The 13,215-nt window shown below is 31.8% G+C and carries 15 protein-coding genes and 1 pseudogene; 6 read left to right on the forward strand and 10 right to left on the reverse strand.

What is annotated here, in order from left to right:
• Positions 1-102, reverse strand: a pseudogene (locus tag CD129_RS11435) (transposase); the annotation flags it as partial.
• A 24-nt stretch (positions 103-126) separates the two neighbouring features.
• Positions 127-822, reverse strand: coding sequence for a hypothetical protein (locus CD129_RS11440; RefSeq protein WP_107509930.1), 696 nt, complete (start codon positions 820-822; stop codon positions 127-129).
• Positions 823-979: 157 nt separating this feature from the next.
• Here CD129_RS11440 and hutG point away from each other — a divergent pair, with 157 nt between their 5' ends.
• Entirely contained in the window at positions 980-1,969 is a 990-nt protein-coding gene (hutG, locus tag CD129_RS11445; protein WP_115337133.1) for a formimidoylglutamase, read from the forward strand.
• Positions 1,970-1,972: 3 nt separating this feature from the next.
• The gene (gene rarD, locus CD129_RS11450) at positions 1,973-2,881 is read left to right on the forward strand and encodes an EamA family transporter RarD (protein WP_078358108.1); all 909 of its coding nucleotides are present in this window, start codon (positions 1,973-1,975) and stop codon (positions 2,879-2,881) included.
• A 64-nt stretch (positions 2,882-2,945) separates the two neighbouring features.
• Here rarD and argF read toward each other — a convergent pair whose 3' ends face one another.
• On the reverse strand, positions 2,946-3,947 hold the full coding sequence (argF, locus tag CD129_RS11455; protein WP_078358107.1) for an ornithine carbamoyltransferase: 1,002 nt from the start codon (positions 3,945-3,947) through the stop codon (positions 2,946-2,948).
• Between the two features lie 225 nt (positions 3,948-4,172).
• Between argF and CD129_RS11460 the strand changes: the two genes are divergently transcribed.
• The 3 genes from CD129_RS11460 (at position 4,173) to CD129_RS11470 (ending at position 5,639) form a co-directional block, all read left to right on the forward strand.
• Complete coding sequence (locus tag CD129_RS11460; RefSeq protein WP_078358106.1) at positions 4,173-4,436, forward strand: SunI/YnzG family protein; 264 nt, start codon at positions 4,173-4,175, stop codon at positions 4,434-4,436.
• A 142-nt stretch (positions 4,437-4,578) separates the two neighbouring features.
• Positions 4,579-5,301, forward strand: a complete 723-nt coding sequence (locus CD129_RS11465) for an SDR family NAD(P)-dependent oxidoreductase (protein ID WP_107509933.1) — start codon at positions 4,579-4,581, stop codon at positions 5,299-5,301.
• A gap of 11 nt (positions 5,302-5,312) precedes the next feature.
• On the forward strand, positions 5,313-5,639 hold the full coding sequence (locus tag CD129_RS11470; RefSeq protein ID WP_078358104.1) for a heme oxygenase: 327 nt from the start codon (positions 5,313-5,315) through the stop codon (positions 5,637-5,639).
• A 59-nt stretch (positions 5,640-5,698) separates the two neighbouring features.
• On the opposite strand, the gene CD129_RS11475 is transcribed toward CD129_RS11470, so the two are convergent.
• Positions 5,699-7,057, reverse strand: a complete 1,359-nt coding sequence (locus CD129_RS11475) for a YjiH family protein (RefSeq protein ID WP_078358103.1) — start codon at positions 7,055-7,057, stop codon at positions 5,699-5,701.
• Positions 7,058-7,417: 360 nt separating this feature from the next.
• On the opposite strand from CD129_RS11475, the gene CD129_RS11480 reads away from it, so the two are divergent.
• Positions 7,418-8,575: an MFS transporter gene (locus CD129_RS11480; protein ID WP_107509438.1), complete on the forward strand. Its 1,158-nt coding sequence runs from the start codon at positions 7,418-7,420 to the stop codon at positions 8,573-8,575.
• A 43-nt stretch (positions 8,576-8,618) separates the two neighbouring features.
• Here CD129_RS11480 and CD129_RS11485 read toward each other — a convergent pair whose 3' ends face one another.
• The 6 genes from CD129_RS11485 to CD129_RS11510 all read right to left on the reverse strand — a co-directional run bounded on the left by CD129_RS11485 (position 8,619) and on the right by CD129_RS11510 (position 13,059).
• On the reverse strand, positions 8,619-9,131 hold the full coding sequence (locus CD129_RS11485; RefSeq protein ID WP_107509439.1) for an Asp23/Gls24 family envelope stress response protein: 513 nt from the start codon (positions 9,129-9,131) through the stop codon (positions 8,619-8,621).
• 61 nt (positions 9,132-9,192) lie between these two features.
• On the reverse strand, positions 9,193-9,417 hold the full coding sequence (locus tag CD129_RS11490) for a DUF2273 domain-containing protein (RefSeq protein WP_025906323.1): 225 nt from the start codon (positions 9,415-9,417) through the stop codon (positions 9,193-9,195).
• A 23-nt stretch (positions 9,418-9,440) separates the two neighbouring features.
• Complete coding sequence (amaP, locus tag CD129_RS11495; RefSeq protein ID WP_243832016.1) at positions 9,441-9,980, reverse strand: alkaline shock response membrane anchor protein AmaP; 540 nt, start codon at positions 9,978-9,980, stop codon at positions 9,441-9,443.
• Between the two features lie 242 nt (positions 9,981-10,222).
• The gene (locus CD129_RS11500; RefSeq protein ID WP_115337131.1) at positions 10,223-11,239 is read right to left on the reverse strand and encodes a FecCD family ABC transporter permease; all 1,017 of its coding nucleotides are present in this window, start codon (positions 11,237-11,239) and stop codon (positions 10,223-10,225) included.
• Positions 11,236-12,240, reverse strand: a complete 1,005-nt coding sequence (locus CD129_RS11505) for a FecCD family ABC transporter permease (protein ID WP_115337130.1) — start codon at positions 12,238-12,240, stop codon at positions 11,236-11,238. Before CD129_RS11505 ends, CD129_RS11500 begins: the two co-directional genes overlap by 4 nt.
• Positions 12,241-12,255: 15 nt before the next feature.
• Complete coding sequence (locus tag CD129_RS11510; RefSeq protein WP_115337129.1) at positions 12,256-13,059, reverse strand: ABC transporter ATP-binding protein; 804 nt, start codon at positions 13,057-13,059, stop codon at positions 12,256-12,258.
• Positions 13,060-13,215 lie beyond the last annotated feature (156 nt).

Here is a 13,215-nt window from a genome sequence, read left to right on the forward strand (position 1 = left end):
GCTGAACCCTAAATACCAACGGTAAGCTACATTTGTCTCAATTTCTTTGATAGTCTGTCTCATTGATTTTATGCCAAATAATCTTTGAATCTGAAGCGTTCGTCTACAGAGACGAACGCTTTTTATTTAGCTTGCTTTATTTAAATTCTCTTGATTATTAGCATTTTCATTTGTTGTTTCATTTGTTGTTTCATTTGATTGATTTTGTTTTTGTTGTTCTTTATTCGTATCTTTATATTGTTGATTGTTATTATTCGAGTGATTTTCTCGATGATTATTTTCATTCGTATTCAATTCATCTGTTTGATAATTTGAATCTTGATCTGATTGTTGACTATTATCTTGATGTTGATCATCTTTAGGCAAAGTACAACCATCATCATTACATAAATAACCATCATGACTTAAATTTTGCCAAGCTCTCGTGAATTCTATTGTACTTTCTACATCATCACACTCTGCTTGAGAATTGCCTTGATTTAACAAACAATTTCTTGCAGTATTATATACTTTTGTATCGAATTCTTCAGGTACAGTATGATTGTTAGGTTTAACACCGTTCACATTTTCTTCTACTGGAATTTCTTCTGAAGACTGCTTTTCATTATTTTCTATACTTTTGTTATTTTGAGCTTTATTTTTTTCTACTGTTTTATTGTCAATACGCTTTTCTTCTTTCGTTTTAACTTCATTTGTATCTTCTTCTGTTGTTTTTACATTTGACGACTTTTCTTTATTTGTTTCATTATTCTTAGAAGATTGATTGTCACATGCTACTAGAAATATTAAGCAAACTGTTAAGAGACCATAAATCCATTTCATTGAATCACTCCTCGGCCTTTTTGCTTTTTCTTTCTTTTCTCTCATTAAGGACACTTCTTTCTTATAAAATAATTAAGCACATATTAAAACATAAGAATATCATACATGATAAACTGATATTAGTAAAAATTATTGTAACATGTAGGAGGTATTTGTTATGTATAAAGATGTTAAAAAGGATGAATGGACTGGTAGAACTGATAGCTTATCTTTACGCTCTGCATTCAGATTTCATCAAATTGTGAATTCGATTAATATCGAAAAAGATGATATTCAACCAAAGAAAGAATTTGAGCACCAAGTAAACATGGCGCTTATAGGCTTTGAATGTGATGAAGGTGTTTCTAGAAATAATGGCAGAACAGGAGCTGTTGATGGTCCTAAACATTTTAGAAAGTCATTGAGTCCCTTACCAATTCATAATGAATATTTACATTTAACAGACTATGGTAATGTCATTTGCAACAAAACTAAAATGGAAGATGCACAAGAAGAACTAGGAGATAAAATTTCTAAAATTCTATTACATAACCATTTCACAGTCATTGTTGGTGGCGGTCATGAAGTTTTATATGGACATTATTTAGGCGTGAGAAGAGCTAATAAAAACAAAAAAATAGGCATCATCAATATAGATGCGCATTTTGATATGAGAGATTATGATGAACAACCTTCTTCTGGAACAATGTTTAAACAAATTTTAGATCAAGATGACAAAGTCGGTTATTTTGTATTAGGTATACAAAAAAATGGTAATACAAAAGCATTGTTCGAAAGAGCTGATGAATATGGCGTACAGTATATACGTGAAGATGAACTACGTAGTCATTTATCTATCGAAACAATTACTTCTATTAATTCATTTATTGAAGAATACGACGAAATACTCATAACATTATGTACAGATTCAATCGATGTTAGTTATGCACCTGCTGTTAGTGCACCTTGTATAATGGGATTACAACCTCAAATTGTACAAACAATTTTACAGTTAGTTACAAATTCAAATAAAAGTACAAGCATTAGTATTGCAGAACTATCACCAAGATTCGATATTGATAATCGAACTTCGAGATTACTTGCAAATATTGCTTCAAACATTTATCACGATCAAGCAGAAGTTATTCAATCACAATGGGAGTCATAAACAATGTCAGAATTTAAAAAAGGTATTATGTATGCAACTTTCGCATATATAATCTGGGGTATTCTTCCAATATACTGGAACCTCGTAAATGAAATTGGTCCATTCGAAATACTAGCCCACCGCATAATATGGTCCGCTGTATTCATGTTGTTGTTATTAACATTTACTAAACAACTATCAATGTTCAAAAATGCAACAATTAAATTATTTAAGCAAAAAAAAATGTTATTAGCGATTATTGCTGCAGGCTATATTATTACAGTTAACTGGGGTACATTTATTTGGGCTGTTAATAACCATCATGTGCTCCAAGCGAGTTTAGGCTATTATATAAATCCTTTAATGAGTATATTCCTAGCTTTTATATTTTTAGGAGAACGTTTCTCAAAAGCACAATGGATCGCAATTGCACTAGCGTTTATAGGTGTAATTTATATGACTTTCCAAGTCGGTGAATTTCCGTACGTATCGATACTATTAGCAACATCCTTTGCATTGTATGGGTTAATTAAGAAGGTAGTAGATATCGATGCTTTTAGTAGTATTACAATAGAATGTATTGTCACATTACCAGCAGCACTTATTTATATATTCTACTTATCACAAAATGATGCTATTACTTTTGGAATGAATCATTCTAGCGGTTGGTTATTACTGTCTGGCGCAATAACTGCAATACCACTTATACTATTTAGTGCTGGAGCTAGAAGAATACCACTTTCACTAACTGGGTTCATTCAATATATCGGTCCTACTCTTATGTTCTTTATAGGTATTTTCCTACTTGGTGAACAATTTGATGTTGACCAGTTAATTACATTTATATTTATTTGGGCAGGTATAATTCTTTATAGCTATACTAAATATGTTGAAATCAATCGTAATCGAAAGAAATTAATAAAAGATTTTTAAATAAAAAAGAGTGGGTGAGAAATCTAATTTTATAAAAAGATTTCTTCTCCACTCTTTTTTCACTTTAAAATATTTCTCCACACGTAGTGGCTAATAATGCTTTTATTGTATGCATTCTATTTTCTGCTTGTTGAAATACTTTAGAATAGTCTGATCTGAATACGTCATCAGTTACTTCCATACACGTTACACCAAATTTTTCGAAACAGAGTGCCCCCATTTCTGTATTCAAATCATGAATGGCAGGTAAGCAATGTAAAAATAAAGTATCATTTTTTCCTGTTAAATTTATAAGGTTCTGATTCACTTGATAATCCTTTAATAATTCAAAGCGTTCTTCAAGTTTGTCTTCTTCCCCCATTGAACACCATACATCTGTGTATATGACATCACTTCCGTAAATACCTTCTTGAATATCATCCGTGATTAACACTTCGCTTTGAGATTTTTCGCTAAGTGATTTGGCCATCTCTTGAATTTCTTTATTAGGATGCAATTCTTTTGGCGCTACTATATGGATATTTACGCCAAGTATCGCACTTGTTACAAGCAATGAATTTGCAATATTATTACGACCATCCCCGATAAAAGTCAAAGTCTTTCCTTCATATGTACCAAAATGCTCTTTAATAGTTAAAAAGTCAGCTAACATCTGTGTTGGATGCCACTCATTCGTCAATCCATTCCAAACTGGTACTTTTGAATATTTTGCTAAGTCTTCTACAGTTTTTTGTTCATAACCTCTAAAAGCAATGCCATCAAACATTGAACCTAATACAATTGCTGTATCTTCTACAGACTCTTTCTTACCAAGTTGTAAATCTTCTTTACCAAGATAAGAAATATTCGCCCCCATTTTAGTAGCAGCTACTGTAAAAGCAGAACGTGTTCTTGTAGATTGTTTCTCAAATAATAAAGCAATATGTTTTCCGCTTAAAAAACGGTGTGGGATCTGATGCTTTTCTTTGAATTTTAATTCTATAGCTAAATCAATAAGTGTTTCTAATTCTTCTTTAGAAAAATCAACTTCTTTTAAAAAACTCGTCTTATTTAATTCCTTTAACATAGATATCTTCGTCCCAATGAAACCAGCTCCTTATTTATTTATAAAGATAATATTACAATACAAAATCCTCTTTGTAAATAGTTATTCAATATATTGCATAAAAATACTAAATTTAATTAGTATGACATATTAAATAAAAAACATGACACATTTTCTTTATTATCTGTTGAAAACGGATACATAATGCGTTATGATGTAGTCATCAAACAAAAGGATGTGTTAGTTATGGCAATGAGAGTATCTAAAGACAACAATCAAGTTCATATTCAATGGAGAGTCGCTGATATTACAATTCCAAATAATGAAATTAAAGACATTAAGGAAGATCAGGATATTCACGCTTTGTCTAATGAAAATCAGGATCATATCGTAAGAATTGGTTCAACTTTTGGTAAAACAAATCGCGTGATCATTGAAACAAGTGAAAAAGAATACATTATTTATACACATGCTGATAAGAAGGTATATAACGAACTAACGAAAGCGTAAGTTTGAATCTTCTATCATTTAAAATAAACACCGCGAAGTCCTTATTAATCGACTTCGCGGTGTTATTTATGTCATATTCATATTAAATATTATGATACATTTTCAATGCGTGCTAACATATAGATGAGGAGTGATGTTAATTATGTTAAGAGAATTAAATGGGCTAAACGCCATTATTACAGGCGGTTCTAAAGGTATAGGTAAGTCTATTGCTATAGCTTTAGCTCGTGAAGGTGTCAATGTAGCAATAGCGAGTAGAAATGTCGAAACTTTAAAAGAAGCTGCCAATGAATTAAAACAATATGACGTTAAAGTTTTTTATAAAGAAACAAACATAGCACATCATAAAGATGTCCAACGCTTTATCGAAGACTCATATCATGCACTCGGTTCAATTGATATTGTTATTAATAATGCAGGTATAATGAAAACTAATTCATTTTTAGAAGTTAGTGAATCAGAATTCGATCAATTATTTGAAACGAATGTTAAAGGAATTTACTATGTATTACAAGAATCATTACCTTACTTAGTTAAACAAAAAAGTGGTGATGTCATAAACATTGCATCTATGTCTGGATTAAAAGCAAATGCTACAAGCAGTGTTTACTCTGCTACTAAGTATGCTGTAATTGGAATGACTGAAGGTATTATGCAAGAAATGAGAAAGCATAATATTCGCGTGTCTTATTTAACACCATCAGCCGTTCTTACTGATTTGATAGGTGAAACTCAATTACAAGAAGATACAATGACACACCCTGAAGATGTAGCAGACGTTGTAATAGCACAATTGAAATTACAACCAAGAACATTTATGAAGACAGCACAAATTTGGGCAACAAACCCTACACCAAAGGAATAGGAGCGATTAATATGTATGTAGTAACAAACAGAATTAAAATAAAAAAAGGTTATGCAGAAAAATTAGCACCAATGTTTACTAAAGGTGGCGCTTTGCAAGAAATGAAAGGCTTTATTAAAGTAGAAACTTGGAATATGCAAGATATAGAAGAGAACGACGAATTACACGTAAACATGTGGTGGGAAGAATTAGAAGACTTTGAAGTTTGGAAAAATAGTGATGCTTTCAAACAAGCACATAATCGTGATGGCGATTCTAATAAAGATAAAGGTGAATCACCAATGTTAGGATCAGAGATTGCTATTGCAAAAGTAGAAACAACTATCGAACCAAAATAAAAAGTACTGATGTGAATAAAAAAATGTCGACAAAGTCTAAAACTTTGTCGACATTTTTATTAAAAGAATATATGCGCTAGTATAACAATAATTGGAAGAGCAATTATTGTACGTATAATATAAATCATAAAGAGTTTCCCTAGGCTAACTGGTATTTTAGAACCAAGTATTACGCCCCCTACTTCAGATAAATAAATTAATTGAGAAATACTTAACGCACCTACAATAAATCTTGTCATATCACTTGGTACATCACTAATGAGTAGTGATGGCAAGAACATATCTGCAAAACCGATTAATAATGTTTCAGATGCTTCTTTAGCATATGGAATTTGCATTAATTCTAGTAATGGAACAAACGGTGCTCCAAGAATACTGAATGTTGGTGTATATTCTGCAACAATTGTTGCTAAAGTACCAATTGTCATTACAACAGGCAGTACAGCTAACCACATATCTAAAACTGTCTTAACACCATTAACAAAGAATTGTTTTACTCCTGGTGATTTAACTGCTTTTTCTGTTGCTTGTTCAAATCCCCATGTAATAGGATTATGAGTCTTAGGTATTTTTTCGTTTAATTGTTCAGTACTTCCATCAGAATATTGATCAGGAATTTGCTTCAACGGCCAAATTCTAGGCATTATAAATGCTGCAACAATACAAGCTATAATAACTGATAAATAAAACTGGAAGAAATAATCCATTAAACCGATTGTTTGAGCAATAACAATCGCAAATGTAATAGACACAACTGAAAATGTCGTTGCTATTACAGTAGCTTCTCTTCTAGTATAAAACCCTTGTTCGTATTGCTGACTTGTAATCATAACACCAACTGTTCCATCGCCAATAAAAGATGCAAGGTTATCAACTGTAGATCTTCCTGGTAATTTAAACACTGGTCTCATGACAGGTGCAAACATTGGTCCTAAAAATTCTAATAAACCAAAGTCCATCAACAATGGAAGGAATAGACCTGCAAAGAAAAATACAGCTAGTAAAGTTGGTAATAAATCATTATAAACCATTAAACCTGTATTTTCGTTCACTACAATGCCCGGTCCAAAATCGAAATATATACAAATGGCAAATATAGCACCTATTATGCGTATTACAACCCATATCCAATTCACATTAAATAGCTCATTAGTTATAGATCTCTTAGTAGAACTACTAAATACAGTAGAATAAATTAATGTCATCACTGCAGAAAAACATATTAAGAGCATAATAATTAATCCTGCATAATCCCCTATCCAACCTAAAACGGTATTTGCTAAAAATGCAACAGGTAAACTAGTCTCTGGATTACCTTTATCGTCTGTTACTGTTATTGGAACTAAAAAGAGGTAAATCCCTAATAATGATAATATTATAAATTTTAACCTTCCCACTAAAACACTCGATTGTTTCATACTTTCTCTCCTTTTCGCAAGACTAACTATACACAATAATTAATAAATATTCAATACTATTCATCCCTAATTTTATTATATATTTTTATGTAAGCGCTGTCATTAATTTTTAGAAAAATAAAAGCGAAATGAGATAATAATACGCAATAAAATTTTGTAAATCTTAACTTTAATATTTTTAAATATTCAATCAATTGAATATTATCCGTATGATATATTGATGATTATCACTTTTTCAATTAATTTTATACATAAAATATGTACAGACATTACGATTGTTCGGGTATTAAATTTTATCTGTATTTTTACAAATCACACTGTTATAATCATGGTTATATGTCAAAGAGAAGGAGTTATATGATGTCGAAAGCTCGATTAATCACATTTATGTTAAGCGTATTTGTCGTAGGAATGGTTGAATTGATGATTGCGGGGATTCTTACTTTAATGAGTAAAGATTTAAATGTATCTGAAGCAATAGTTGGCCAACTCGTAACAGTTTACGCATTAACGTTCGCGATAAGTGGACCAATACTTGTTAAAGTCACAAAGAACATATCACCAAAGACCGTCTTATTAGTAAGCATGGCTATTTTCATATTAGGAAACTGTATCATCGCTTTCTCACCTAATTTTACAATATTAGTTTTAGGTAGAATATTATCTTCTGCCGCTGCAGCTATTATAGTTGTTAAGATTTTATCATTAACTGTCGTATATTCTAACCCAAGTGAACGAGGCAAAATGATCGGACTCGTGTATACAGGTTTCAGTGCCGCCAATGTATTAGGTGTTCCACTAGGTACAAAAATTGGTGACCTAGTAGGTTGGAGAATGTCATTTGTATTTATATCACTTGTCGGGGTTGCAGCTATTATATTAATCGCATTTAATGTAGCAAGTAATAAAATAGATACAGTTGAATCATCTCAACAAAATCAAGGCTATAAGATTATTGACAAACTTGAAATTGTTAAATATTTAAGTATCACTTTCTTAATACTTGCAGCTAATTATGTTGTCGTAACATATATCAGTCCATTATTATCAATTTATGGATATGACTTAAATATTGTTTCCATTGTATTGCTCGTTGCGGGACTTGGTGCAATTCTTGGAACATCATTAGGAGGATATATTACAGACTCATTAGGAAGCAAGAAATGGTTGTTAATTTCATTAAGCACTTACACAGTATTAATGCTTATTTTCCAATCATTTTTACCTATATTAATTATTACTCTAGTAGGTGTATTCTTATGGAATATCGTTCAATGGGGATCGAATCCACCAATTCAAATAGGTATTATCTCTCAAATAGAAGGAGATACTAGTGCTGCTATGAGTTGGAACATGTCTAGTTTAAATGCAGGAATTGGGGCAGGTTCATTATTAGGAGGCATTTTTGTATCTTACTTTAATGTCGTGTCAAGCTTATATGTAGCAGCTGTATTAAGCTTTATCGCATTTTTAATTTGCTTAACACTTAAAAAGAAACCTAAATCACAACAAGTATAATAAAAAGCGACCGGAAAATTTCCGGTCGCTTTTTTTATATCTATTATTGTAATTCTTTACCATTTTGTGATTGGTTTTCTTCATTAGAAGATGCGTTTTTTTGTTCGTATTCTTTTTTACTCATTACATCATCAACATGCATGTTAACTTCAACAACTTCAAGGCCAGTCATATGTTTAACTTGTTCTTTAACTAAGTCTGACACTTTTTTGAAGATTCTAGGAGCTGATTCACCATATTCTAAAATAACTTTTAAGTCTACAGCTGCTTGTTTTTCTCCTACTTCAACAGTTACACCTTGTGTTACGTTATTTCCAGAAGTAAAACGGTCAGTAAAGCTAGATGCAAATCCGCCTTTCATATCTAAAATACCTTTAACTTCTCTTGCAGCAATTCCAGCAATTTTTTCTACTACTTCATCTGAGAAAGATAATGTATTTGAAAATTGTGGTTCTTGAGCTTGAGCTTGTTGTTGTTGAACTTCACGTTCTTGTTCGTTTACACCAGTTTGTTCATTGTAACTGCTTTTTGCTTTGTTGTTGTCTACGTTTGCCATAATAAATTCTCTCCCTTAGTTTATAATTTGTTTTAATTTTTTTATTTATATATTTAGCAGTCTAACTAATTCTGTTAAGGAAATTTAAAAACTGCTGTGTACAGTCTTTAATATACCCTAGCCCCACACCTATTAAACATAGGACAAGAATTAAAACTGTTTTCCAAAAACCAATAGTTAAAAATAAAACTGCTAAAATTAACATCGCTATAAAACCAATAATTCTCCATTTATATTCTTTAATAAAATTAATGAATTGATTCGGATCTTGATTTTCATTTGGCATAACCGGAACCTCCTATCCTTGTCTTATAACACTCTTGTATCACTCGTTTTCTGATCTCTTACATTAATCTCGATATTTTTCACTGGTATTTCAGAGAAATGTTCAACATTTTCTTTAATATCCGATTTGATACGATCAGTTAATGTTTGAATACCACCTGTCTCTGAAACTACAAAGAAATCAGCTTTAACTGTTGCATAAGATTTGTTCTTCTTGTTATAAAGTTTAGCAACAACATTTGGTTGACGAACTTGATCGTATTTTTGAATTGTACGATAAACACATTTTTCAACTGAATTTCTCGTAATATATATGTGACCATCCTCGTAGTCACGGTGTAAGCCTGGTTTCTTATGTGTTGGTTTAAATGTCGCAAAGAACATTAGTAAACCAAAGAATATTAATACGCCAGCACAAGCAATCAATGTAGGTTCAAACCAATTATATTTTAATAACTGTTGTTGATAGCTCTTAATTTGGCTAATATCCAAGTACGTAAAAAGAAGCGTGCCTACAACTACTATTATGAACAAGCCTAGGAAAAAATTCTTTAATCTTCTCACTGGCAACTGCACCTCCTATGTATAGTTCTATTACTACTCATAGTTATACCCCTAAAATGATTTCGGAAACAATATTTTATATTTAATTTATATTTTTAGGTAAAATTTTAATAAACTAGCAAAGTTGATTTCAATTTCTTTGAAAATTTTATTTGAAACTGGATTTTTTAAGTCTGTACAATATACTATATTCAAAAATAAAAAAATGCTTTCAATCCGAATTAATTCAGATTGAAAGCATTTTATATATGTGTTGATTTTTGCATTAAATATAAGAAATATGGTGCTCCAACTATTGCAACGATAATTCCTGCTGGTAGTCCATTAGGCTCCAATACAATTTTACCAATTGTATCTGCTGCGACTAACAATATTGCACCGTTTAACACGGCTATTGGTAAGTATAGTTGATGTCTTGGTCCTACTATACTTCTAGCAATATGTGGCCCCATTAATCCTACGAAGCCAATTCCCCCTGCTACTGAAACTGCTGCAGATGATAACACAACAGCTAAGAATACGAGAAGGATTCTTTCTTTATTATTATTAATACCGAAAGCAACTGAAACTTGTTCGTTTGTGCTTAAGACATTTAATACATTCGCTTTATAAAACAAGAATGGCATAACGATTGCTAACCAAGGTACAAATGCAAACACGAATGGCCATTCGTCTCCCCATATATTACCTGCAAACCATCTTGCTATAAATTCCATTTGATCTTGGTCAAAAGTAGACATGATTGTAATAGATGCCCCACTTAATGCAGTTGATAAACCCACACCGATTAATACCATTCTCACTGGGTTTATTCCTTCACCTTTTTTATGACTAAAGATGAATATTACCATAGCTGTAGCTAAACCACCTAGCATACTTACAAGTGGTAATACATATACAAAATCGCCTGCTTTGATAGTACCAACTACTAAAAACAATGTAATCATAAAGCCGCTTCCTGCATTAATACCCAATATACCAGGCTCTGCTAGTGGGTTCTTTGTAATACTTTGAAGTATTGCACCACTCAATGCTAAGCTTGCTCCTGCTAAGATTGTAATAAGCATTCTTGGCATTCTAAATTCATACAAAATCATAGTATCTAGTTCGTTACCTTGACCTAAAATTGTTTTGAAAAATTGGACAAATGACATCTTAAATTCGCCAGTTGTCATCGCAAATCCCATTGATGCGATGAGTACGACTACTAAAATGGTAAAAGTTATGCGTTGTTTTCGAATTATTTTAGGATGTATCATAATATTTTACCGTCCCTTCTTACAAGATAAAGGAAGAACGGTACACCAATAATTGAAATAACTGCTCCAATTGGTGCTTCTCCTAACATTCTCGCAATCATATCTGCAAATAGAAGAATAAATCCACCTAATACTGCTGATAAAGGGATAACGCGTTTATAATCTGTCCCTATCATAAATCTAACAATATGAGGAACCATTAAGCCTACAAAAGCAATTTGACCTACAATAGATACAGCTATACCTGCTAATAATATTGTAGCAATTAAACTCGTATACCTAACAACAGTACTATTTTGTCCCAAACCTTTTGAAAGTGTATCACCTAAACTAAGTATTGTAAGTTGTCTACTCATCATAATTAACACTATTAAAATAACAACAACTATCGGCGTTGAAATCATAAGTTGTTTCCACGTTGTACCACTTACACCACCAACACTCCAAAATGTTAATGTTTGATTTAATTTAAATATTAATGCGATTCCTTCACTTGCAGCAGTCAATAGCGCAGATACTGCAGCACCTGCAAGTACAAGTCTCATTGGACTAAATCCACCACGTTTAGATGAACCGACACTCATTACAAGTACCCCACCAATTCCAGCTCCAACAAATCCTGCAAGCATAAGTGTAAAGTACCCTGCACTTGGTATTACTGCTAAAGTTAGTGCAAGCATCATACTTGCTCCAGCGTTAAGTCCTAATAAGCCAGGATCAGCTAAGCCATTACGTGTAACCCCCTGCATTACAGCTCCAGATACTGCCAGTGCCATTCCGACAATGACTGCTCCAATTTCTCTTGGAATTCGTATTTCTCTTAAAATATTATGTTCCTCTATTTGAGGATTATAGTTGAAAATTGCATCATAAACCATTTGAATCGAAGTTGTTTTTGCTCCGAATAAAAATGACAGAAGTAAAACAGCTACAAGTAAAATAATTGTAACTGTTAAAATAATAGAATAGCGATTTTCTTTAATTGTTTTTGATTGAGTCATCAGGCTGCCATCCTTTTATAACTTTGTGTAATGTTTACATAGTAAATTATATGTTACAAGCATTGGCTTACCAGTTCTAGGATCTGTTGAAAGTTCAGCATCAATGTTAAACACTTCTTCTAAAATCTCGTTTGTTAACACTTCTTCTGTTTGACCTTGAGCAACTATTTCTCCAGATTTCATAGCTATTAAATGGTCAGAAAAACGTATTGCTTGGTTGATATCATGTAAAACCATGATAATCGTACAACCTTGTTCTCTATTTAATTCTTGAACAAGTTCTAGAATTTCAAGTTGATGTGAAATATCTAAATATGTTGTTGGCTCATCTAAGAAAATGATATCTGTTTTTTGAGCAAGCGCCATAGCAATCCATACTCTTTGTCTTTGACCACCACTTAAATCATTTATTGCTCTATATTTAAAATCATGAGTTCCGGTAACGTTTAAAGCCCACTCTATTTCCTCTTTATCTTGTTTAGATAATCTACCAAAACCTTTTTGATGAGGAAATCGTCCATAAGAAACCAGTTCACCAACTGTTAATCCATCTGCAACATCAGGAGACTGAGGTAATATCGCAATTTTTTTAGCAATTTCTTTTGTAGAAGTTGAATGTAAGTTCTTTCCATCAAGTAAAACTTCTCCAGTTTGTACATTTAAAATACGGCTTAATGCTTTAAGTAAAGTTGATTTACCACAGCCATTTGGACCGATTATAGAAGTTACTTTACCATCAGGTATTTCTAAGTTTAAATCATTAACTATTAATTTTTCACCATAACCTATTGAAATGGCTTCTCCCGTTAAACGATTCATAAAGAACCCTCTTTCTATTAAAAATAGACTCTATTTATTATGCTTATTTGTATTTTTTTGTAAATGATAATCATTATCATCATTCATATCTATGTATTATAACATTTAATGGGGTCTTTTTCTATCATTTAATGAATATTTTCACGTTATATTCAC

The sequence above is a fragment of the Mammaliicoccus fleurettii genome, from assembly GCF_003970575.1.
Lineage (GTDB): Bacteria > Bacillota > Bacilli > Staphylococcales > Staphylococcaceae > Mammaliicoccus > Mammaliicoccus fleurettii.

What these genes read in the sequence shown, in the direction of transcription:
- CD129_RS11505 (WP_115337130.1), bottom strand. Translation starts at nt 12,240, where the DNA reads ATGACTCAATCAAAAACAATTAAAGAAAATCGCTATTCTATTATTTTA.
- CD129_RS11510 (WP_115337129.1), bottom strand. Translation starts at nt 13,059, where the DNA reads ATGAATCGTTTAACGGGAGAAGCCATTTCAATAGGTTATGGTGAAAAA.
- CD129_RS11440 (WP_107509930.1), bottom strand. Translation starts at nt 822, where the DNA reads ATGAAATGGATTTATGGTCTCTTAACAGTTTGCTTAATATTTCTAGTA.
- argF (WP_078358107.1), bottom strand. Translation starts at nt 3,947, where the DNA reads ATGTTAAAGGAATTAAATAAGACGAGTTTTTTAAAAGAAGTTGATTTT.
- CD129_RS11485 (WP_107509439.1), bottom strand. Translation starts at nt 9,131, where the DNA reads ATGGCAAACGTAGACAACAACAAAGCAAAAAGCAGTTACAATGAACAA.
- CD129_RS11490 (WP_025906323.1), bottom strand. Translation starts at nt 9,417, where the DNA reads ATGCCAAATGAAAATCAAGATCCGAATCAATTCATTAATTTTATTAAA.
- hutG (WP_115337133.1), top strand. Translation starts at nt 980, where the DNA reads ATGTATAAAGATGTTAAAAAGGATGAATGGACTGGTAGAACTGATAGC.
- CD129_RS11500 (WP_115337131.1), bottom strand. Translation starts at nt 11,239, where the DNA reads ATGATACATCCTAAAATAATTCGAAAACAACGCATAACTTTTACCATT.
- CD129_RS11480 (WP_107509438.1), top strand. Translation starts at nt 7,418, where the DNA reads ATGTCGAAAGCTCGATTAATCACATTTATGTTAAGCGTATTTGTCGTA.
- CD129_RS11460 (WP_078358106.1), top strand. Translation starts at nt 4,173, where the DNA reads ATGGCAATGAGAGTATCTAAAGACAACAATCAAGTTCATATTCAATGG.
- CD129_RS11475 (WP_078358103.1), bottom strand. Translation starts at nt 7,057, where the DNA reads ATGAAACAATCGAGTGTTTTAGTGGGAAGGTTAAAATTTATAATATTA.
- rarD (WP_078358108.1), top strand. Translation starts at nt 1,973, where the DNA reads ATGTCAGAATTTAAAAAAGGTATTATGTATGCAACTTTCGCATATATA.
- CD129_RS11465 (WP_107509933.1), top strand. Translation starts at nt 4,579, where the DNA reads ATGTTAAGAGAATTAAATGGGCTAAACGCCATTATTACAGGCGGTTCT.
- CD129_RS11470 (WP_078358104.1), top strand. Translation starts at nt 5,313, where the DNA reads ATGTATGTAGTAACAAACAGAATTAAAATAAAAAAAGGTTATGCAGAA.